Consider the following 21,944-nt stretch of genomic DNA (forward strand, 5'->3'; position numbering starts at 1 on the left):
TCGGCGGTATGCCGGTAGGGTGGTTGCTGCAGGTTTTTGTTTCTGGTTTTGTTTCACACCTCTACTTGTAAACAGAAACCTGCTTTTTGTGTCTTAGGACACGCCGGGGGACTTTCCTAACACGGCCTAGTCCCGCTCGTCGAGCAGCCCCATGAGGTGCCGCAGAATCCGCCCGCCGTCGATGGCGATGCCGTTGTGCTGGAACTCGTTGGTCACATAGGTCCGGCAGTCCCGATACAGGGACGCGGTGTGCAGGGAGTAGTCCATGGGCACGAAGATGTCGTCAACGTAGACGGCAGCGGCCGCGGTGGCAGTGGCCTCCCGGAGGCTCTCCACGTCGTAGAGCACACCCCAGTCGTCCTTCGCGGCCAGCGCCTCCGCCTGGGCCTTCAGGGGCACCAGGGCCGGGTCCTCATCAAACATCCAGGGGTAGATGTGCTCACCGGTGAGGAAGGTGCCGCCGTTTTCGTCGAAGCACTCGAACTCCTCCCGCACCCGGTGCGCCGCCCAGGCGGTCGCCCCACCCAGCCCACAGCCGGCGTCGGCGTAGATCGCCTCGTGGAGCACCGCGTAGAGGGGGTTGTGGGCGAAGCTCACGCGCTGCCCGACGTCGACGAGGAAGTCGGCCCGCAGTCGCCGGCTGCCACCCCGGGTGGTAAACGGGTCCTCCAGGAGGTACGCCAGGTCCAGAAAGCCTGTGCCCCGACCAAGGGCGATGCCGATGGTGCGGAACCTCCGGGAACTCAACCGCTCCCCGGTGGGCAGAATTTCTTCCTCCCCGTCCAGGTGGCGGATGACGTCCTCGATCGTCTGGCGTGCGGCGGGGAACTGGGCGTTGAAGGCCTCGTGGCGGCGCCGCAGGGTGCTATAGGTGGCCCGGTAGATTTCGTCCGCGCTGCGGCCCACCGCCGGCAGGCCCCCGGTGAGCATGACCCGCTCCACAGCATCCGGTGCCAGCGACAGGTAGGTGGTGATGCAGAAACCGCCGAAGCTCTGCCCGAAGAGATTCCAGCGGTCGATTCCTAAAGCTGCACGGAAGTCCTCGCAGTCGGCGACGATGCCGTCGGCGCGGCAGTTGACGAGCTCCTCGACTGTCGGGGCCGAGTCGCCAAGCAGCGCCCCGGAGCGGCCCGTGCCCCGCTGGTCGAGGAGCAGCACCCGGTAGCGCGGCAGCAACGCCGCCAGCCACCCGGCGATCTGTTGGGGCCGCGGTGAGGCGAAGCCCGGCCCGCCCTGGAGGTAGACGACCATGGGGGCATTCTCGTTGCCGTCGGCGATGATCTCCCGGGCGAAGATTGGCGCCGCCCAGGGGCGCGCCATGCGGCGGACATCGTCCGCGGTGCGGTGCAGGTAGTGCTCGACGAGGGTGTGGCCCATCTGGCGGGTGCGGGTGCTCTCCAGGTACATAGTGCTCCACCCTAACCACGCAGGCAGTACTGCGACCCCGCACACGCCCCGGCACCGCCAACCTGAGAAAACATCCTGCGGGGTGCCGGCCATAGACTGCTCGCGGCGCGGGCTGGGAGACACGCCACCGTCCCAGTGCCTTCCCAGGATGGTGGACCACGCGGTCCCGCACAGCAGGACTCTTCCCCGAGCGGTACGCCCACGCATGGCACTGACCTCCTGGTCACACCAGGATTCCGACAGCCGCCCCCAGCAGCAGGCCACACAGGCGCAACCCAGGGCACTCACAGGAATTTTTATGAGCTTAGACACAAAGGCCATTTTTACCCCCACATGGGGGTGAATTTGGGCCCCTCGGAGCCATGCGTGCAACCCCATCCCCGCCCCGCCGCATACTCATCTGTTCCTTAGGTAGCTCTCATGCAGCTCTTAGTTTTTCCTCATTCCGGGGCCGAAAAATGGCCCTTCCCGGGCCCGCATATTCGAACATTGGCCGCCCGATCGCGGGCTGCACCTCGGCGAAAACGGCGAGTTCAGCACCGGCAGCACACCAGGCGTCGCCCGCACCGAGTGTGCCAATACCTGGGCTTTCCCCACCCAGCCCAGGGCCTTCGCAGCGGCGACGCTGACGATATCGCCAGCATCCAGCTACATCGGCCGCGCAGGCACAGCCGGGACAACGGCCCACAGCCCGCGTGCGGACATCCCCACCCCTTTCTCCCCTTTTCCCCTTTGAGCAGCGCAAACACCGCCCGGGAGGGCCTTGCACCAGGCGAGCGCACCCCGCACAGCCCACTTATTGGCACGCCTGGCGACGGCATGAGAAAACCCCCTGACCAGGAAAGTCAGGGGGGTTCTCGCCCGTGGAAGTCGATGGGCGTCAGGATGAAGAGAAGCGGGCGGGGACTCAGCCGTCCCCGACCACCAGTGACGCAGCGCCACGAATGCGCTGCTCACAGGCTATCTATGGGGCTTTTAGGCCTCTTCGGACTTGCGGCGACGGCCGACAAGGAAGATACCGGCAACAACCAGCAGGGCGCCGGCGATGACCACGCCGATGACGGACGCACCGGTGGAGGCCAGGGCCTGCTGCACCTTGCGCGGAATGCCCTTCTCAGCAGGTGCGGGCGGGGCCGGGGTCGGCGTCGCGGTCGGGGTGACCGTCGCCGGCGGCGGGGTCACAGTCGCGGTGCTCACGTTGGGGATCGGGATCGGAATCGGGATCGGGATCGGCACCGGGGTCGTCGGCGGCACGGTCGGCGGAGTCGTCGGCACCGGCTGGTTCTTCGCGGTCACAGTCAGGTTGTAGGACCATTCAGAACCGTCCTTGTTGCCGGACGGCAGGGTGATGACGAAGGGAGCAGAGCTCACAACATCACCATTCGTGGAGATCTCCTCCACGTAGTACAGGCCACGCTCCAGGCCGGTGAGCTGGGCAGAACCGTCAGCACCGGTGGTGACCTCCAGCGGCTCACCAACGAAGGGGCCCTGCGCAGCCTCAGCAGGAGTGAGCTTCAGAGCCTTCTCCCAGGACTCCTGAGTCAGCAGGTCGTATCCAGCCAGACGCTGCACCTTAAAGGTGACACCGGCAACGGCGGTCGTGCCGTCGTTACCCTTCTTCACCAGCGTCAAGTCAATGGTTTTCGCCGGGTCGATGGCGCCCACATTGATCTTGGACGCATCGACACTCAGGCCACTGACGACCTTGTCCGTGTCAGCCATCGCCATCGGAGTAGCGGACAGCATCAGCGCGGCCGTGGCGGCGGCTGCAACAGCCGAGCGCCAATTCTTTCCATGAGTCATGTGCTAACTCAAACCTTTCCTTCACCACCGACGGGGGTTAGTTTTTCTTCATCCTGCGATAAATCGCACGTGCACCCAAGATTAGCATCACGAGCAGGATTAGCACGACCGCTACCACCGTGAGAATCATCCACCACGTCCACACAATGGTGTTGTTTTTCGTAAACGCTCGGGTCTCTTCTTCCGGATCCATCGGCACCCGGTGTCCGGTGACGAGGAGTCGGTGGGAGTTAATGCCGTAGGGGGTACAGGTGATGAGGGTGACCAGATCGCGGCCCTCCTGGATCCCCAACTTGTCGGTCTTGTCGGGGAGCACCACCTGAATCTCGTCGACGAGGTACTTCATCTTCCGCCCGTAGGTGTTCAGGTAGAAGGCGTCGCCCTCCTTGACGGCGGTGAGATTGTCGAACAGAGTCGAGTTGGTCAAACCTGTGTGTCCGGTAAGAACACTATGAGTGGATTCGCCGCCCACCGGCAGGGAGGAGCCGAAGAGGTGGCCGATCGCACTGTCGAGGGTGTCGCTTTCCGTGCCGTGCTTGACGGGCAGGTTGACCCCGATCGACGGGATGACGATCTGGCTCATGGTGTCCACGAGCGCCAGCTGGCTCAAGTACTCCTGGTACTCGGGGCTCTTCAGGTCCACGCCACCCGTCCACGGGTCGTAGGTCGGCCCGTTGGAGTGCTGCCGGTTGTACTCCTCCGCGTGCTCCAGACCCTCGTAGACCTTGGCCTGCGGCTGGTCCTGGATGATGCTGGCGTACTGTTCCGCGATCTTGGCTTGGCGGTAGTTGTTCCACTGCATCGCCACCATCGGGTAGCTGAGCACCAGCACGCCGAGCAGCACGAGCACCAGGGGCAGGATCGTCGTCGTGAAGACGTTGCGCTTGCCCTTGTCCTCCGCTTGCTTCTCTGCGGCGGCGACCGAGGCTTCAATCTCGGGCTGGACTTTCGGCGCGGGCGCGACAGCGGCGGCGGCCGGCGGGCGCTGCGCCGCACCTGCGGCAGCCGCACCGGCCATGGCGGCAGGGCGCGCCTGGGGCCGCCGTGGCGCGCCAGCAGCAGCCGGCTGCGGGCGGCCCGGTTGCCCCGGTGCGGGACGACCTGGTGCCTGGCGCCCCGGCGCGGGACGGGCCTGCTGCCCGGGGGTTGCCGCACGCGGCGCAGCACCGGCAGGGCGCGGCCCTGCGGCCCCGGCAGCGGCAGCACCCGCGGCCGGGGCAACCCGGCGCACAGGGCGGCCAGGGGCGACACCCTGACGGGGTACCTGCCGGCCGGGCTGGGCAGGGGCTGCCGCGCGCTGCGGCATCGCGGGACGACCAGGAGCGCCCTGTGTGGGGCGCGGGCGCGCGCCCGGGGCGGCACCCTGCGGCGCGGCACCCGGCTGGGGTGGGCGCGGCGCGCCCTGCTGCGGGGGTCGCCCAGTAGCGCGGGGTGCGCCAGGAGCGCTCCCCTGCTGGGCGGCCTGTGCGGGGCGCGGCTGTGCCGGCCGGCGCGCGCCACCCTGCGGGGGCACAGGTCGCTGCCCCGGTGCCGTCCGCGGGGCCTGCGGCTGTCGCTGGCCTGGCTGCGGGGCGGGGCGCGGGGTGGGGTTCTGGCGCGGGGTGGGGTTCTGGCGCGGCGTCGGCCTGACGCGCCCAGTGGGCTGGCCTCCCTCCGGCGGGGTCACCGGCGGCTCGGCTGCTGTCACAGGACACCTTCCTCTCAGGTGAATCTCAGGCTCACATCATCGTACACGCCCACCTGCAGCACCATCGTCGCTGTTCACCACCACTTTTCGCGGTCTCGCGCGCATGTATTCGCGCCCCGGGAAGGGGCGGATCTGCCGCGCGGCGGCCAGGGCCATGCCCGAGGTGGGTGTCGGCGCGTGCGCGCGGGACGCACCCAGTGTTCACCCAGTGTTAGGGAAAAAGGAGGGCATGACGCTCACCGTGGGGATGTCTTAAGGTCTAGACCAATGACCGTTGCCAACGGCAGGCCACCCAGGGTGAACTAGGAGATGGACGGTGGAGCTGGTGTGCGTGCACGGCGTGCACCCAGGAAAGCAAGCACCCTACCGCACCAGCCTGTGTATTCCCTGGTCGTCTGCACAGGATGCATGCGCGCCGCAGGTCAGGAAGTTTTTTACCCACCGCGGCGCGGGCCTGTGTGACGGCGTGTGCCGCGGCGCGCCCCAGTGATTTATCAGCCTGCGTCGCCCACTGTCTGTTGTCTGTTCCCTTGTTGTGTGTGCGTTCGCGCCGATGATTGTTTGTCCAGGAGTTGTCCCAGTGTTTGTCACCCCCACCCACCCCACCACCACGACGACCCGCGCCCGGCGCGCAGGGGCACTGCTGGCCTGCGGTGTGACTGCCGGTGTGCTCGTGGGCTGCAGCACCGCGGAGGTGGACTCCCCCGCACCGAGCAGCACCGCTGCTTCCCCTACGGCGAGCGCACCAGCAACGGAGGCGGGCAGCACGGCCGCGCCCGCCGCTGCGCAGGATGTCACGGTCGACGTAGCGCCCGCAGAGGGGCTGCGCGCCGGCGATACCGTGGAGATCACGCTCGCGGGACTTAACCCGAAGGCGGGCTACTACGCCGCCATCTGCGCCGAGGATCGCCCCGAGGGCTCCCCGGTGCCGCTGTGCACGGGCGGCCGCGGCGACGCCACCGCGCAGGCATGGATCAAGGCCAGTGGTGGCACCATCACCCTGGCGGAGGACGGCACCGCCGTGGCGACTATTGCGGCCACCCCGGTGGGCGAGGGCATCGACTGCCGTGAGGATGCCTGCGGGGTGAAGATTTTCGGCGACCACACGGAAGGCTTCCAGGATGTCGCCTGGGTGCCGGTGACCTTCGCCGAGTAGCGACATCTGCACCCCGCCGTACCCCGCCACGCCCCCTGCTGCCCACAGGCTGCGGCCCTGGGGCTGCGGCACGGGCGGGCGGGGCGCCCGGGCGGGGCCGGTTACACGTCGTCGACGGTGTAGCTGCCCGGAGGGAACTGCGGGGTGGCGAAGTCGAAGTCCTGAAACTTCGCGAGGATCTTCTCGATCTGAGCCACATCATCCTGGGCGTGGGCCAGGATGTAGCCCTCCGCGTCGTCGCAGATGAGCTTGGCGCGCTCAAAGCCGGCCACGCCACCGCAGTCCTCCGGCGGGCAGGCGCGCTGCGCCTCGTCGACGTAGTAGCCGTGGGGGCGCTGCTCCACGCCGAGGACGCGGACACTCATCCGCCAATCGTCACCCGGGTCGTAGACGATCGTCGCCTCCGGGGACTGCTGGGTGAGCACCTGGCTGAGCTGCACCCCATCCGCCCGGTAACACAACGGGCCGTACACCTGCTCCCGGGAGGTAATGATCCGCACCGGCCAGGCTGGGTGCTCCACATCCACATCGACCGCCGGGGCATGCGGCACATCATCGCCCGCCACCTGCGCCAGCGCCGCCGCTGCCGTGTCGTCGTCCTCGGCGGCAGCGGCCCGCACAGCGGCCGCCACGCGGGCGGCCTCCGAGTGGGCTTTCGCCTGCTGGGCGGCCTCCTCCACGGTGGCCTGGGCGAGCTCCTCCCGCGCCTGACCCGTCGGCGCCTTGGTGAGCGTCTGCGCGGACACCGGCGCGGGGAACTGCAGATACCAGGGGTGGATGTTGTCCCAGCCGAACAGGCAGATCATGGCCGCCACGGCGTGCTCGACCGTTTCCGCCCAGGGCACCGCAATCACCCGGGTAATCGCCGGGGTCACCGCCGGGTTCGTGCCCTCCAGGGTCACCCGGGCCACCAGGTGCGGCTGTGTCAGCGCCCCCGGCACCAGCTGCAGCGGCTCGCCGGGGAGGAACACCTGGGAGGACTGCAGCGGGTGCGCGCCCGCCTCCTTCGCCGAGGCCACAAACGTGGGCAACACGCGCTCCTCCGCGGCGGCGGCCGCCGCCACCTCCCCCAGCGCCGCGGAAAACGTCGTGCGGACCGCCGGCGGCACGAAAGGCCGGTAGCGGGGCGTGGCCCCGTCCTCCAGCTCAATGGTGTCCAGGGCGTCGTGATCAATGAGCCACTTCAAGGTGCAGGCCGCCACCCGCAGCACCAGCTGCAGCGTCGGCAACTCCACCAACGCCTCCGCTTTTGCGGTGAGATACAGGGCGGTTTCGGTTTCCTCCACGAGGCCCATGTCCACGCCGATGCGCACCGCCGCGTTGAGCGCCGGCTCGTACTGGGCGCGGCGCACCTGGTGCTTACTCAAGTGGTAGGTGAGGAAGGACTCGCCCTCCACGATGTCCGTCACCACGTCCGCGGCGACCCGTCCCTCCTCGTCGAGGGCCACCGGGTCCTGCCGGTTGATGTAATCCACCAACGCCACCAGCGCCGTGTAGCGGGCGTCCTCCCCCAACACCACGTCCAACAGGGGGTAGGCGCCCAGGTTGAGCTGCGCGGCGCGCACCGCACCGAACTTCAGCACGTCGTACAACGGGTCCGGCAGCTGGTCGACGATCCGCTCCACGAGCTGGGCGTTATCCACCACCCACTCGATCTGCGGGGGAATGTCCTCCCCGCGCAGGGCGGCGCGCACAAAGTTGTACACCGCCGGCTCAATGGTCTCCACGACGGTGCCGGCGAACTCCGTCACCACGATGAGCCCCTCCTGGTCGGCCACGAACTCCAGGTCGTCCGGCTCCGGGTCGGTGATGTCCAGCTCGAAACGCCAGCCGTGCATCGGTGAGGCCTCCAGCACGAGAGTGCGCCCCGGCACCAGCAGCTCCGCGAGCTGCAGCTGGGTGCCATCAATCAGGTTGTCGTGCAGGTAGTGGTAGGCCGCCCGCCCCACATAGGTGTTGCGGCCACCGCGTGGGCCTTTGAGGGTGAGCACCGTGCGGGGGTGGGGTGCCTGCCCCAGGGAGACGACGAACTCGTCGACGATGTCGCACACCGGACGGCTGATATCGACCAGGGCGGTGCGGGTGACGTCGCATTTGTCGTTCGTCAGCGTGATCGTCTTGATTACGCGGCCGGACGCCGCAGGGCCGAATACGTCCCCGCAGCTCAGCCGTTGGGCCTTCGAAGTCATGCTGCCCAGTATCCCACCCACACTCCCCCACCGCCGGACAAGGCTCCCCTCACCCCCACCCCACCCGCAGGGACTGGGGTACCACGGGCACGACGTCAGGCCACGGCCCTGCGGGAACACTGCTTTCCCGGGGCCGTGGCCGTGACAGGCGTCGCGCGCGCCCTAGTTTTCGTCGGTGCTCAGCGCCGCCACGAAGGCTTCCTGCGGCACCGCCACCGAACCGATGGACTTCATGCGCTTCTTGCCTTCCTTCTGCTTCTCCAGCAGCTTGCGCTTACGGGAAATATCGCCGCCGTAGCACTTCGCCAACACGTCCTTGCGCAGGGCACGGATGTTTTCGCGGGCGATGATCTTCGAACCGATCGCCGCCTGCACCGGCACCTCGAACTGCTGGCGGGGAATGAGCTCCTTGAGCTTCACCGTCATCTTGTTGCCGTACCACTGGGCGTTGTCGCGGTGCACGATCGCGGAGAACGCATCGACCGGGTCGCCCTGCAGCAGGATATCCACCTTGACGAGGTTGGCCTGCTGCTCACCGGCCTCCTCATAGTTGAGGGAGGCGTAGCCGCGGGTGCGGGACTTCAACATGTCGAAGAAGTCGAAGATGATCTCACCCAAGGGCATGATGTAGCGCAGCTCCACACGGTCCTCGGAAAGGTAATCCATGCCCTGCATCTCGCCGCGCTTCGACTGGCACAGCTCCATGGTGGTGCCGACGAACTCGGCGGGCACAATGATCGTCGTCTTCACGATCGGCTCCCACACCTCCCGCAGCTTGCCGCCCGGCCAGTCGCTCGGATTGTGCACCATCGACTCGGTGCCATCCTCCGCCACCACCCGGTAGGACACGCTCGGCGCCGTGGAGATGAGATCCAGGTCGAACTCGCGCTGCAGGCGATCGCGGGTGATCTCCATGTGGAGCAGGCCCAAGAAGCCACAGCGGAAACCGAAGCCCAACGCCACCGACGTCTCCGGCTCGAAGGTGAGCGCCGCGTCGTTGAGCTGTAGCTTCTCCAGCGCGTCGCGCAGGTCCGGATAGTCCGCCTGGGAAATCGGGAACAGGCCCGAGTACACCATCGGCTTCGGCTCCTCGTAGCCCTTCAGCGGCACCTCCGCGCCCTTCGACGCCCAGGTGACGGTGTCGCCCACCTTCGACTGGCGCACATCCTTCACACCCGTGATGAGGTAGCCCACCTCGCCGGGGCCAAGGCCCTGACACTTCTTCGGCGTCGGGGAGACAATGCCGATCTCCAGTAGCTCGTGGGTGGCCCCCGTCGACATCATCTTGATCTTCTGGCGCGGCTCCAGCTTGCCGTCCACCATGCGGATGTAGGTCACCACACCGCGGTAGGTGTCGTAGACCGAGTCGAAGATCATCGCCCGCGCCGGCGCGTCCGCGCCCGCGTCACTCGTCGGCGGCGGCACCAGCTCACACACCCGGTCCAGCAGTTCCGGCACACCCTCGCCGGTCTTGCCGGACACCCGCAGCACATCCTCCGGCTCGCAGCCGATGATGTGCGCGATCTCCAGGGAGTACTTCTCCGGGTCGGCGGCCGGCAGGTCAATCTTGTTGAGCACCGGGATGATCTCAAGATCGTTTTCCATCGCCAGGTACAGGTTCGCCAACGTCTGCGCCTCAATGCCCTGGGCCGCATCCACCAACAGAATCGCACCCTCACAGGCCTCCAGCGCGCGGGACACCTCGTAGGTGAAGTCCACGTGGCCGGGCGTATCGATGAGGTGCATGACGATCTCCTCGCCGGCATGCTTGCCCGTGCGCGGCACCCACGGCAGGCGCACGTTCTGCGCCTTAATGGTGATGCCACGCTCACGCTCAATATCCATGTTGTCCAGGTACTGATCGCGCATGTCGCGCGCCTCAACCACACCCGTCAAACCCAAAATACGGTCCGCGAGAGTCGACTTCCCGTGGTCAATGTGCGCGATGATGCAGAAGTTTCGGATCTGCTTGGGGTCCGTGAACGTCTTCTCTGCAAAGTTGCCGGTCTTAGGCGCCATGTGCGAGCTTCACCCTTTCCTCATGATTAGGCCCTAACAGTACCCGACGGGCCCCTGCGCACACACCCTTCTTCCCGCACCCGCCCGCGCCCCGCAGCAACCACCCGCCGCGGCCCGCCCCGCCCCGCGCACGCACGCGACCCCACCCCACCGCGGCAGGCAGCACAGCACCCGCGGCACCGGCACGAACCCGCACCCCCACCGCGGCACGCACGCTGGGCATTCAGCCTACGGCGGGTTTAAGATGAGCCACATGTCACCCGCACTACCCCGCGGCATGTTCACCCGGCTCGCGCGGCGTCTCAACCCGCGCCGCGCACTCACCGCCCCCGGGCTGTCGCACTGCGACCTCGACGAGGGACTCGACCGCATCGCCCACCGCCTCGGGCTGGAATGCTCCAACACCGCCGTGGTGGCACACACCCAGCGCCCCCTCCAGCGCGAAGAGGTCACCGTCGTGCCCACGACCGCGGTGGCGCGCAGCATCTACTACGCCCCCGACATGGACGGCCAAGCCGACCCCGGCGAAGTGGTGTGGATGACCCTCGCCGACGACGAGGGCGACACCCAGGAACGCGCCTTCGTCGTGGTGGGCCGCACCCACCACGAGATCATGGCGCTGCTCATCTCCCCCAACGCCGAGCACGCCGAAGAAAAAACCTGGCTCGACATCGGCTCCGGGGTGTGGGAAAGCTCCGGCCGCAACAGCTGGGTGCGGCTCGACAAAGTCGTCACCATGCCCGAGGACGCCATCCGCCGCCAAGGGGCGGTCATGCCGCGCCGCCGCTACGACCGCATCGCGCACCGCCTGCGCAGCGAATTCGGCTGGAACTAAGCGCACCCACCCCGCCCACCCGTGCGCTGTGGCCCCACGGTGATGACGGCGGGGTCAGACGGGGGCCCGGAGTACATGAGGGGTTGCCCGGGGCGCTCCGGGGGTGTTCGCGATGGGTTCTCCCCCGGCACCTGCGGGTGATGGGTTTGGATTCACCCCACCCCGGCAGGTAGTCTTGTCCGCTGGTGCTTATCAAGGCGCCCGCTGCCGACACCAATGAACGTCGGCCGGTGGGAATTGCACCCTTGGGACAGACACCAAAAGTTCATTACCGTTGCGGCACACAGGCCTTTTCCCCTGAAGACGCGGGCAGGACCTTGGGTTCGCGCACTGCCGCAACATCACCGTCGGGCGAGCTGTACCTGCACGCCCCAGATTCCAAGAGGTTTTCACTCATGGCAAACATCAAGTCTCAGATCAAGCGTAACCGCACCAACGAAGAGGCCCGCGAGCGCAACAAGGCTGTGCGCTCCGCCGTCCGCACCGAGATCCGCAAGTTCCGCGCTCTCGTTGAGGCTGGCGACAAGGCTGGCGCCGAGGCGCAGCTGCGCGTTGCTTCCCGCAAGCTGGACAAGGCCGTGACCAAGGGCGTGTTCCACCGCAACAACGCCGCCAACAAGAAGTCCCGCATGGCGACCGCCGTCAACAAGATGGCCTAAGGTTCCCGCCGGGAACTTCTCCCCCGCTTGACTCACCCAAAAGAATCAAGCACCCACGCGAACACTCCGCACACACCCCACACATGGGGACCGTGTGACGGAGTGTTTTTGCATGCCCTGTGCCCCGTGACAGGCGCGGACGCTCCGCGTCAGCCCCGCACGCCCGTGAAGCGCGCGGGGCACAGATGACTAAGGCTCTACCCCGGGGATGATGCCGGCGGCTTAGCGGGCCAGTTCCGCGATGCGGCGGACGGCGTCCTCGATCGCGAACTCCGGGTCGGGGGCCTGCCCCTTGACCGCCGCATCCAGCTCGGCGACGATGATGACCGCCTCGCTCACAGCCTCCCCCGACCAGCGGCGCGCCACCTGGTGGGTCAACTGCACCGCATAGGGGTGCATGCCCAGCCGGGAGACGTCCGGCTTGCCCCGCGTGGAGTACATACGCGCAATCGCATCAACCTTGTTGGCCAGGGCACTCGCCAACTGCACCGGGCTCATCCCCAACTGCAAGGCCCGCCGTGTGGACGCCACCGCGCGGGCCGTCTTGCCCTGCACCGCATCGTCGGCGATATCGAAGCCGGACACCTCCGCCACGCCCTCGTAGTAGGTGCGCACACTCGCCACAGTGACATCCCCACCTGTGTCGGCCACCAGCTGACTCACCGCGGAGGAAATCTCCCGCAGGTCACTGCCCACGGACTCCAACAGCGCCAGGTTCACATCCGGGGTGACGCGCAGCTGATGGCGGGCGAACTCGGCGGCAACGAACTTGGACAGGTCCCGCGCCTTCGGGGTGTTGGCCTCCCACACATCGGCGATCTTCTGCAGTTTGGTGGCCAGCTGCTTCTGCCGACCGCCACCCGAGTGCTGCACGACGAGTGTCATCCCCGGCGCCAAGTCCACCGCGGCCGCGAGGATCGCGTCGGCAGCATCCTTGCCGGCGTCCTGGGCGCGGGTGATGACGACGACTTTGTCGTCGCCAAACAAGCTCGGGGAGAGCTGCAATGCCAACTCGTTCGGGGTCGCCTCACTCGAGGACAGCAGTGCTACCTCCACGCCGGGATTCTCGGCGCGAAGCGTCGCCACGATCTCGTGACGGGCCCGCTCCGCGAGGAACTCGTTATCGCCCAGAATCAGCTGCACAGGTTTCATCACGCACCCATAGTGCCACACCCCACCCACACCCTAGCCGGGCTGGGGATTCCCCCACCTCAGCGGTGGGCGCGCCGCTGGGTGCCGTCGCGCAGCAGCTCCCAGCCGGGAGTGACGATGGGAAGCCCATCGGGCCGCTGGTAGGGACGGTCGTTGCGGGCGGGCGTTTCCCGCACCACGATGGCATCGACGCGGGGGCCGCTGCGGGAAAACACCGGCCCGATGCGCGTGGCCGTCGCAGTCGCCGGCGCGCCCGCCGGTGGGGCGGCCATGTCCACGCCCGGCGAGTGGGAGGCTGCGGTATCGGCGGCCGGGTCTGCTGTGGTACCTTCTCCCGCCCCGCCCTGGGCACTCCTGTCAAGGGGTACTGCGGGCACCCGGGCGGCGTCCTCCACGGTGTCGACGATGAGGACGATCGCATCAGCCCAGGGCTCCGCGCGCGGCGCGGGCTGTTCCCCCGTTGCCACCCCGGTGACCACCAGTCCGGTGCCTAAGACTACGGCTGCGATCCGCCGCCAGGCGCGGGCGTGGATGAGGACCACCACCCAGGCGGCGATCATGACTGCGGCGGCCACCCCCAGCGCCCCGCCGGGGAGGTCCACCACCGGATGCGGCAGCTCCGCCAGCCGGGAAGCCACGGTGTGGATCCACCAGAGGAACGGCCGCAGCACCCACAGCACCGCAGTCGCCGCAGGCACCCCGACCCCGGGCAGCAAGCCCACAAGCGCCGCAATCAGCCCCAGCACCGTGATGGGGGCGACCGCTGCCGCGACCACCACGTTCGCCGCCACCCCGACCACGCTGATGCGCCCCACCATGAGCGCCAGGATCGGCATCGTCGCCACATCGGCCGCCACCGCCACCGCCACGCCCATGCTCAACCACGCGGGCATGCCCGTCGACGCCAGTGGCCGCAGCAGCAGCGGCTGCAGGGCCACGATGCCGACCGTCGCGGCAATGGACAGGGCAAACCCGAAGTTCACAGCCAGGTCGGTGGAGATGATGAGCAGCGCGAGGATCGCCACCGCCACCCCATGGATGGCCTCCTGGCGGGTCGCCGCCATCATGCCCACCAGGGCCAGGCTGCCCGCCACCCCGGCGCGCAGCACGCTGGGCTCCGGGCCGACGAGGACGACAAACCCGGCAAGGGCCACCCCTGCGGCCGCCCACTGCACCCGCCGGGAGCGGGTAAGCATCCGTCCCGCCAGCAGCACCGCACCGACGACGAGTGCGACGTTCGCACCACTGACTGCTGAGAGGTGGCTCAAGCCGGTGTCCTGGTAGAGGGCGCGCTGCGCGGGGTCTTGGCCCGTGACGTCCCCGAGCACCATGCCGCGAACCAGGCCTGCCTGCGGGGCGCTGAGTGCCGCCTCCGCGGCGGCGGCGAGACGCTGCCGCACGGTGGCCGCCACCGCCGCGAACCCCTGGGGTTGGGCGATGAGCTGCAGGGAGTCCTCACAGATCCCCAGTACGTGGGCCACCCCCGGCCGATCGGAGGCCACCAGGTGCCCGGGACAGGAGACCTCAGCGCCGACTGCTACCTGGGTGTCCAACTCCCCGCGCAGCACCACCGGCAGCTCCACCGGGTGCCGGGGCACCTCAAGGGTGAAGTAGTACGCCCCCTCACCGACCTGCTTCGGGGCCTGCGCCACCTTTCCTGTGAGCATGCCGGCCGCCTCGGGCTGGTAGGGCGACAGCCGTGCCGCCCGCAGCCGCACCCACCCCACGCAGATGGCGGCGAGCATACTTAGCCCGCACACCACCGCCTGGCCGCGCTGCCGCAGCAGCACCGCCAGCGCCACGATGACGCCGCCTGCCAGCAGCGCCCACAGCGCCCGCCCGGACAGCAGCAGCACCAACAGCACCACCCACACGCTGGCCGCGGCGGGCACCAGTCGCAGCTGCGTCATACCCGGATCCGCCCTTCAAACTGGGAGTACTTCGCCGGGCCGATGCCTTTGACCTGCTGCAGCTCCTCCACCGCGCGGAAAGGCCCCTGCGCGGTGCGGTAGTCGACGATCGCTTGGGCGGTTTTCGCCCCCACCCCCGGCAGGGTGGCCAGGGTGGCCGCGTCAGCGGTGTTGATGTTGATGACCCCAGCACCCGGCAGCGCTGCCGAGACACCCGCAGCACCGGCAGCGCCCACGCCTCCCGCACCGGCCACGGGGTCCGGCGGTGGGCCCTCACCATGGCGCGGCACCACCAGGTGCATGCCGTCGGCGACGTGCTGAGCCTGGTTGACGTGGGTGAGATCCGCCTCGGGCAGCACGCCGACCCGCGCCAGCACATCCGCCACCCGGGCCGGGCGCGTCGCATCCTGCCGCAGCTCCACCACCCCGGGGCGTTCCACGGCACCGGCCACGCTGACGACAAGCAGCCCGCCAGCGGCCGCAGCGCCGTCCGGGATGGGGACAGCAGTCGCCGGGGAACCCGCACCCGGTATCTGCTGGGCGGACAGGTCTGCCGCGGCACCCCGCCGCAGCAGCGCCTCCTGGTCGGCAGAGCCTGCGGGGACCACCCGCAGACTGGCATGGGCGATCCCCTCGCTCACCTCCCCGGGGTCGCGCATGCCGACCACCACGACACCGGCGGTGAGCAGCACGACGAGCACACTCGCGGCCACGGCGGCGCGGGTGGTGATGCGCAGCCGGGGCTGCGGGTAGTGGACGTGGAGGAGTTCTTCCTCCCCCAGCGGGCGGGTGAGTTCAGCAATCCTGTCGGTGATCATGCCCGCAGCCTAAGCCCGGACTCCTTCCCCATCCGCAGGTCAATTCGGGACATCGCGCAATCTGTGGATAACCGAAGCCGATCTGCGTGCCCACGGTGTGGACCACCGGGTGGGTGTGGATAGGTTCCTGCGCGCACCCCACAGACAGCAGTATCCTGCCGCACCCTAAGTTGCCTGGCTGCCCGCGCGCCAAGCTGCCGGGTGTGACTGTGTGCGCCGTGACGCGGCGGGGGCTCCTACTCGCCTGCGTCCGGGGTGTCCGCGCCGGGGACCTGGGGGTGCTCTGCGGCAGGAGCGGGTGCGTCCGCAGGGGCTGCAGTGCCGGTGGTGTGGGTATCGGCCGTGCCCTCCCCCGCGAGGGCCGGGGTGTCCTCAGCGGTATCCACGTCGTCGGTGAACACCACACTCACGGCGACGGCACCGGGGCCGGCGTGGACCGCCAGCACCGAATCCAACTCCACCACCATGATCGACGAGCCCTGCGGCAAGGCCTGCTCCAGGGCGTCGGCGAGCCCCCGGGCAGCCTCCCGGGCCTCAAATTGCTGAATCGCGACAAACACCGGCAGGCCGGCCGCGCGCTGCGTGATGAGGTCCACGAGCTTCGCGAACGCCTTGGACTGGGTGCGGGTTTTCGCCGCGATCTCCAGCTTGCCGTCCCGCAGGTGCATGATCGGCCGGGTCGCCAAGGCAGTCGACACGAGCGCATCCGCGGTCGACAGCCTCCCGGAGCGCCGCAGCGCATCAATCTTGTGCACGTACAACCACAGCTCGCTGCGCGCCACCGTCGACGCCGCCAGGTCGTAGCACTCCTCCAGGCCCGCGCCCTGCTGCGCGAGGCGTGCCGCCGCCATCGCGGCAGCGCCCACCCCCATGCCGATGCAGTCGGTATCGACGACACGGACCAGCCGGTCCTCAAACACGCCGGCGGCGGTGACGGCCGCCGACCAGGTGGAGGACAGTTCTTTGCTCAAGTGGAGGGCGACGACCCCCTCGTCGCCGCCGCGTTCCAGTTGGCGGGCGTAGGTGGCGACGAGTTCAAGGGCGCTGAGCCCGGCGGTCGACGCGTCGCCGCCGGTGCGCATCATGTGCAGGTCGACGACCGTGATCCCCAGCTCGGCGGCAATGTCGGCCGGCAGGTTGGCGGAGGAATCCACCACGACCCTCACGGGCATGGCGTCCACCCCTTTCTCAAGCGTCGTGACAGGTGGGTCGGCGGGCAGGACACACACCCATGCGCCCCGCACGGGGGCGGAGGCGTGTGTGTTAGAGGATCGTGGCGTCCGTGTCGGCCGGCAGGGTGGCGCGGCCTTGGGCCACACCCATGTTCCAGCCGTCGAGATACCACTGGGCATCCGCCACGGTCTCCGGGGTAAACCGCAGCTCCTGGGAGAAGTCCTCCTCCTCGCCGGCGCGCGGCACAAACCGCGGCCGGGCAACCAGCTGCGCCCAGCAGGTGTTCTTCAGCCCCGACAGCAGCGGGTACTGGGAATGCTCCAGGCCCAACAGGTTGCAGGTCAACGCGCTGATCGTGCCGCCGTGGGCGACGAGCAACACCGTGGAATCATCCCAGGTGTCCAGCTCACCCATGAGCTCGTCGACGACGGCCCGGGCGCGGGCAGCGACCTCCAGACGGGTTTCCCCTCCCGGCGGCGCCCACGTCGCGTCGTGCCGCCACAGGGCACGCGCGCCCGGCCAGGTCGCATCCACTTCCTCGTGGCTCATGGCCTGCCACTGGCCCAGGTGCGTTTCCCGCAACCGGGGGTCGGTGGTGACCTCCACGCCGAGGAGCTCGCCGACCGCGTCGGCGGTGGCGTGGGCGCGCGCCAAATCAGAGGACACAATGTGGGTGATGTCCTGGGTGCGCAGGTACTGGGCGGCGACCCGGGCCTGCTCCTGCCCGCGGGCAGACAGCAGCGTATCCAGGTGGCCCTGCATGCGGCCGGTGGCGTTGTACTCGGTTTCCCCGTGCCGCAGCGCGATCAGCCGGCGGCTCATAGCTCGTCAGCGTCAGGAGTCGGCTCCGCCAGCGGCAGCTCCTCCTGGGTCTGCGCGGCGCGCGCCGTCGCCAAGCCCTCCCACTCGGCGGGGCGGGTGTAGCCATCCACACCCTCAATGGCGATGAGCGGGCAGTCCGCCCACAGGCGATCCAGCCCGTAGAAGTCGCGCTCCTCGGTGCGCATCGCGTGGACGACGACCTCACCGTAGTCGAGCAGCGCCCAGCGGGACTCCCGCACGCCCTCCCGGCGCAGCGGCTTCGCGCCCGCCTCACGCATCTTCTCCTCCACCTCGTCAACGATGGCGTTGACCTGGCGTTCCGTGTCGGCGGAGACAATGACGAAGCAGTCGGTGATTACCAACTGGTCGGCGACGTCGATGACGGCGATATCCTCGCCGAGCTTCTCGGCGGCGGCCAGGGCGGCCACCCGGGCAAGGTCAATAGAGTTCTTCTGTGCAGGCACGGTCGGTGGCGCTACTTTCTCAGATGTTTTTTATTTATACAGTCGGCATGCTCCCCGGCGGGCAGCCCACCACACACAAGGGCGGAGCTCCGCGGGTCGATACACACGCGGCGATGCACACGGGGATTGGCAGTGCGATGAGGTCGGCTCACCACACGCCCACGGCGGATGCATCGCGGTGAAAGGTGAGAAGCGTCAACAGTAGCGACACCCCCACCCGTGCGGCAACACGCGGTGCGCACCTGGGGCCACCAGGAGACGTGACACCGGCCAGCAGCACAGACTTCACGGCAGTGGGCGCAGGAACCACGCTCCTGCCGGCCCTGGCGGTCGCGGCGCGGGCCGGGCGACCCGCGTCATGTCCACCGGCAAGTATAGCCCGCAGGGCCCGCCCCGCGCCCGGTGGGGCCGGGGAGAAACCGGTTATTTATGCCGTGGTCGGCGCAGCGCTCACGCGGCGGGCGGCCCGCCGCGCGCGCACCCGGGCGGCCAGCAGGCCGAGGATGATGACCTCCGCCCACACGACCACCGCCAGCACACCTAAGGGGCCGCACCACACAAGATTGTGGGCGTCCATCGGCTGGGCGAAAAACATCAACGTGATCCCCGCCGAACCATTGAGCCCCGCGTGGGCGAACACCGCCGGCCACACGCTGCCGCTGCTCAAGCGGAGCCACCCCAGCACCGCACCGATGGCCATGCACGCCACCATCATGAGCACAGGCGCGCGCCAGTCCCGCAGGTTGTAGTTGTAGCCCAGCAGCAACAGCGGGCTGTGCCACAGCCCCCAGATCGCCCCGGTGATCAGCACCGTCGGCCACACCCCCAGCGGCCGCAGCACGGTGGTCAGGTAGCCGCGCCACCCCAGCTCCTCCCCCAGGGCCAGGATCGCGTTAACGATGACGCCCAGCGGGAACAGCGCCAGCTGCAGCAGCACCTGGGTCTGCAGTGTCACGGACACGCCCGGCGCGACGGGCTGCGTCCAGCGGGACAGGTCGTAGTCCGCCAGCCCGAACGCCACGCCGTGGGCCACGATGAGCCCGCTGACCACGACCGGCAGATAGGCGGCCAGCACGAGGTATGCGACGAACCGCCACACCCGGTGCGGCAACGTCAACCCCAGCGCCGCCAGGCGGCGACCGGCAGGCGGGATCTTGAAGACGAACAGGCAGATGAGTGCCGCGGCCACCGGGGTCGCCATCATCACCGCCCCGGTGACCTGGAACCACAGCTGATCCGTCATGCTCGTCATCGTCATGGGGCGGTGCATCCACAGCGGGATCGCCACCAGCCACGCCAGCCCGAACGCCAGCACCACGAACGCACCCACAGCCGCCCACGGCACCGCGGTGAGCCCACCTGTGGGCACGCCGTGCGCGTCGCGGACCCGCTCATCGGGGCAGTCGCGCACCACCGGCCCCGTCCCCCACGCCCCGGAGGTCGGCACAGGTGCGGCCGCAGGCTCCCGCGCCACATCCACAGCGCGTGCTGCACGGCCGGAGTCAGGGGCATCATTCATGGCATCGTCCTTTCCGCAGGGCCCGCCGGCGGCGGGGTCGGATCGTCATCCACCTGCGGCAACGCCGCACCACTGCCCGCCCCGCGGGGTGGGAGGTGGTCCGGATAGGCAGGTGTGCCCCATGCTACGAGCGCGCTGGCTCCCCCGCCACAGCTCCCCCCACCACCCGCCCCTTGTGAGGCCGGCGACTGTGACTACCACGTCCGCCGACCCGGGGAAAGTGCCCTACTCGGCGCAGTTCGGGGCAGCCGGGTCCGCGGGGTCGCGGTACAGGCCCGACTTCGCGATGTACTGCACCACCCCATCCGGCACCAAGTACCACACCGGCCGCCCCGCCTTCGCCCGCGCCCGGCAATCCGTCGAGGAGATCGCCATCGCGGGGATCTCAATCAAGTGCACGCGCTCCTGCACCTCCGGGGGGAGGAAGTCCTCATGCAACTGGTAGCCGGGGCGGGTCACGCCCACGAACTGCGCCAGCTCAAACATCTGCTCCCAGTCACGCCAGGACATGATCCCCGCCAGCGCATCAGCGCCCGTGATGAAGAACAGCTCCGCGCCGGGGAACTGGCGGGACAAGTCCCGCAACGTATCGACCGTGTACGTCGGGCCCCCGCGATCAATATCGACCCGGGACACCCGAAACCGCGGATTGGAGGCGGTCGCCACCACCGTCATGAGGTAGCGGTCCTCCGCGGGGCTGACGGTGGTGTGGGCTTTTTGCCAGGGCTGGCCGGTCGGCGCGTACACCACCTGGTCGAGGGCGAAACGATCGGCGACCTCACTACCGGCCACCAGGTGGCCGTTGTGGATGGGGTCGAAGGTGCCGCCCATGATTCCGATACGCACCGGCACTCCTCACAGAAAAAAAGATCACAACACGTCGAGGTACACGCCGGGCCACGCGCCCGCATCTTTGTCGCGCACGTGCCCCGGAGCAGTGTCTTTACTTTAGCCGCCCCGCAGGCACCGGGGTGGGGTGCCTGGGTGCCGGGTGGCGACCAAGGGCTCAAGGTGTTGGTTCGGAGGGGTACGTCGGCGCGAGTCGGTGTTAGTCAAGGGCGAGGCGGAAGCCGGTGGAGTGGCCCTCCACCACCATCCCGAGACGCTGGTTGACGTGCAGCATCGCATCATTGATGCCGGCGTTCTGCGTCATCACCTTCGTCACCCCGGGCAGCATCTCCGCCACCGCGGCGAGTGCCGCCTGCTTGATCGCCAGGCCGAGGCCCCGGCCGCGGGCGTCCGGGTGGACGATCGTCACCCCCTGGGAGGCGATGTGCGGCCGCGAGCCCTGCGGCTGGCCGAACACGGAGGCCGCGAGCACCCGGTCTCCCTCGGCGATGAGCACCCCGCCGTTCGTACGGCCGGCGGCGATGTTGGCCTGCTGGATGGTGTCCAACAGCTCCCGGTTCCAGGTGGTGCGGTACACCGTCATGTCCCCGTGGGGAACCTCGTCCTCGGAGAGCTGGTACAGCTCCAGCAGGCTGTCGACGTAGCGTTCCGCAGGGATGGCGTTGCGGAAGCGGTGCAGGGTGTAGCGCTCCTCCAGGGTGGGATCGGCAGCCCCCTGGGGTACCGGCACGTGGGCGACGAGTTCCTCCAGGCCGACGGTGAAGCCCTGGCGCAGCAGCCACTCGGCCACGGGGTGATTGTGTGGGCTGGAGTCTGCGCCGATGTCGACCCAGGTCTCCAGGGACCGCACGCTGGGCTGCGCGGCCGCCACCGTGCGGGCGTGCGCCAGCAGTGCCGCGAGTACTTCCTCCGCGGCGGCTGCCAGCGGTTCCCCCGGCAGCGGCAGCAGCCGCTCGCTGAGGGTGAACTTCACGTCCAGCTGCTCCGGGAGGGCGTCATCGGTGTGCAGGATTGTTTCCACCCACCCCAGCGGCAGCACGAGCAGCCCCGGGTCGTGGGACGTGTCATCCGGGTCGGCGTCGGCGGGAAGCCCCAGCGGCAGCGCCACCGACTCCCCCAGGGCCGGCAGGTCGCTGCCGTCCTCGTCGATCGCCACCGCCACGGTGCTCTCACTGCGCACGGCGTTCGCCCAGTTCGCCATCGTCTGCGGCAGGGAGGCCGCATGATCGTCGGAGCCGAAGGCCTGCGCGGTCGCCAGCGCGTCCGCCATCACCAGGCTGTGCGCCAGCGCCGCCGGCTGCTCGCCACGGCGGGGAAGAGTCATGGGGAGAATCTGCATTCCCCCTTTCTATCAGCCACAGCCGACCCCGCGGCGCGTCGTGCACCACACGTGTTCCCCGCAGCCGCCCACCCGCGGGCGACGGGCGCGACGCCACGAGGACGTGCGCGACCCTCCAGCGCCCACCTCCGGCCGTCCCCTTT

General features: G+C 68.8%; 17 protein-coding genes. 3 read left to right on the forward strand and 14 right to left on the reverse strand.

Features of this window, described 5'->3' with window-relative positions:
- Positions 1 to 126: 126 nt before the first annotated feature.
- The 3 genes from C1Y63_RS04415 to C1Y63_RS04425 form a co-directional block, all read right to left on the reverse strand.
- The gene (locus C1Y63_RS04415; protein ID WP_106015265.1) at positions 127 to 1,407 is read right to left on the reverse strand and encodes an alpha/beta fold hydrolase; all 1,281 of its coding nucleotides are present in this window, start codon (positions 1,405 to 1,407) and stop codon (positions 127 to 129) included.
- A gap of 975 nt (positions 1,408 to 2,382) precedes the next feature.
- Positions 2,383 to 3,210, reverse strand: a complete 828-nt coding sequence (locus C1Y63_RS12990; protein ID WP_106015266.1) for a SpaH/EbpB family LPXTG-anchored major pilin — start codon at positions 3,208 to 3,210, stop codon at positions 2,383 to 2,385.
- A gap of 37 nt (positions 3,211 to 3,247) precedes the next feature.
- A complete protein-coding gene (locus C1Y63_RS04425) occupies positions 3,248 to 4,228 on the reverse strand; it encodes a class C sortase (RefSeq protein WP_106015267.1) in 981 nt (326 codons plus the stop codon).
- Positions 4,229 to 5,477: 1,249 nt separating this feature from the next.
- Between C1Y63_RS04425 and C1Y63_RS04435 the strand changes: the two genes are divergently transcribed.
- The gene (locus tag C1Y63_RS04435; protein WP_233195577.1) at positions 5,478 to 6,053 is read left to right on the forward strand and encodes a neocarzinostatin apoprotein domain-containing protein; all 576 of its coding nucleotides are present in this window, start codon (positions 5,478 to 5,480) and stop codon (positions 6,051 to 6,053) included.
- A 101-nt stretch (positions 6,054 to 6,154) separates the two neighbouring features.
- Here C1Y63_RS04435 and C1Y63_RS04440 read toward each other — a convergent pair whose 3' ends face one another.
- Entirely contained in the window at positions 6,155 to 8,242 is a 2,088-nt protein-coding gene (locus C1Y63_RS04440; RefSeq protein ID WP_106015270.1) for a hypothetical protein, read from the reverse strand.
- 162 nt (positions 8,243 to 8,404) lie between these two features.
- Entirely contained in the window at positions 8,405 to 10,261 is a 1,857-nt protein-coding gene (gene lepA / locus C1Y63_RS04445; RefSeq protein WP_106015271.1) for a translation elongation factor 4, read from the reverse strand.
- A 253-nt stretch (positions 10,262 to 10,514) separates the two neighbouring features.
- Between lepA and C1Y63_RS04450 the strand changes: the two genes are divergently transcribed.
- Both C1Y63_RS04450 and rpsT read left to right on the forward strand, forming a co-directional pair.
- Complete coding sequence (locus C1Y63_RS04450; RefSeq protein WP_233195578.1) at positions 10,515 to 11,096, forward strand: type II toxin-antitoxin system PemK/MazF family toxin; 582 nt, start codon at positions 10,515 to 10,517, stop codon at positions 11,094 to 11,096.
- 395 nt (positions 11,097 to 11,491) lie between these two features.
- The gene (gene rpsT, locus C1Y63_RS04455) at positions 11,492 to 11,755 is read left to right on the forward strand and encodes a 30S ribosomal protein S20 (protein WP_106015273.1); all 264 of its coding nucleotides are present in this window, start codon (positions 11,492 to 11,494) and stop codon (positions 11,753 to 11,755) included.
- Positions 11,756 to 11,977: 222 nt separating this feature from the next.
- Here the strand turns inward: rpsT and holA are convergent, their stop codons facing one another.
- The 9 genes from holA to C1Y63_RS04500 all read right to left on the reverse strand — a co-directional run bounded on the left by holA (position 11,978) and on the right by C1Y63_RS04500 (position 21,801).
- Positions 11,978 to 12,907, reverse strand: coding sequence for a DNA polymerase III subunit delta (gene holA / locus C1Y63_RS04460; RefSeq protein WP_106015274.1), 930 nt, complete (start codon positions 12,905 to 12,907; stop codon positions 11,978 to 11,980).
- 59 nt (positions 12,908 to 12,966) lie between these two features.
- A complete protein-coding gene (locus C1Y63_RS04465) occupies positions 12,967 to 14,817 on the reverse strand; it encodes a ComEC/Rec2 family competence protein (RefSeq protein WP_106015275.1) in 1,851 nt (616 codons plus the stop codon).
- Positions 14,814 to 15,635 (reverse strand): ComEA family DNA-binding protein, encoded by an 822-nt coding sequence (locus tag C1Y63_RS04470; RefSeq protein ID WP_106015276.1) that lies wholly within the window; start codon positions 15,633 to 15,635, stop codon positions 14,814 to 14,816. Before C1Y63_RS04470 ends, C1Y63_RS04465 begins: the two co-directional genes overlap by 4 nt.
- 236 nt (positions 15,636 to 15,871) lie before the next feature.
- Positions 15,872 to 16,807, reverse strand: coding sequence for a DegV family protein (locus C1Y63_RS04475; protein WP_106015384.1), 936 nt, complete (start codon positions 16,805 to 16,807; stop codon positions 15,872 to 15,874).
- 91 nt (positions 16,808 to 16,898) lie between these two features.
- A complete protein-coding gene (locus C1Y63_RS04480; RefSeq protein WP_106015277.1) occupies positions 16,899 to 17,630 on the reverse strand; it encodes a histidine phosphatase family protein in 732 nt (243 codons plus the stop codon).
- Entirely contained in the window at positions 17,627 to 18,094 is a 468-nt protein-coding gene (gene rsfS, locus C1Y63_RS04485) for a ribosome silencing factor (protein ID WP_106015278.1), read from the reverse strand. The genes C1Y63_RS04480 and rsfS overlap by 4 nt, the downstream gene beginning before the upstream one ends.
- A 427-nt stretch (positions 18,095 to 18,521) precedes the next feature.
- Positions 18,522 to 19,613 carry a CPBP family intramembrane glutamic endopeptidase gene (locus C1Y63_RS04490; RefSeq protein WP_106015279.1) on the reverse strand — a complete coding sequence of 364 codons (1,092 nt, stop codon included), beginning with the start codon at positions 19,611 to 19,613 and terminating at the stop codon, positions 18,522 to 18,524.
- A 225-nt stretch (positions 19,614 to 19,838) separates the two neighbouring features.
- On the reverse strand, positions 19,839 to 20,465 hold the full coding sequence (gene nadD / locus C1Y63_RS04495) for a nicotinate-nucleotide adenylyltransferase (protein WP_255414041.1): 627 nt from the start codon (positions 20,463 to 20,465) through the stop codon (positions 19,839 to 19,841).
- A 196-nt stretch (positions 20,466 to 20,661) separates the two neighbouring features.
- Positions 20,662 to 21,801: a GNAT family N-acetyltransferase gene (locus tag C1Y63_RS04500; protein ID WP_106015281.1), complete on the reverse strand. Its 1,140-nt coding sequence runs from the start codon at positions 21,799 to 21,801 to the stop codon at positions 20,662 to 20,664.
- Positions 21,802 to 21,944 lie beyond the last annotated feature (143 nt).

Origin of the sequence: Corynebacterium sp. 13CS0277 (assembly GCF_002994655.1) — a bacterium.
Lineage (GTDB): Bacteria > Actinomycetota > Actinomycetes > Mycobacteriales > Mycobacteriaceae > Corynebacterium.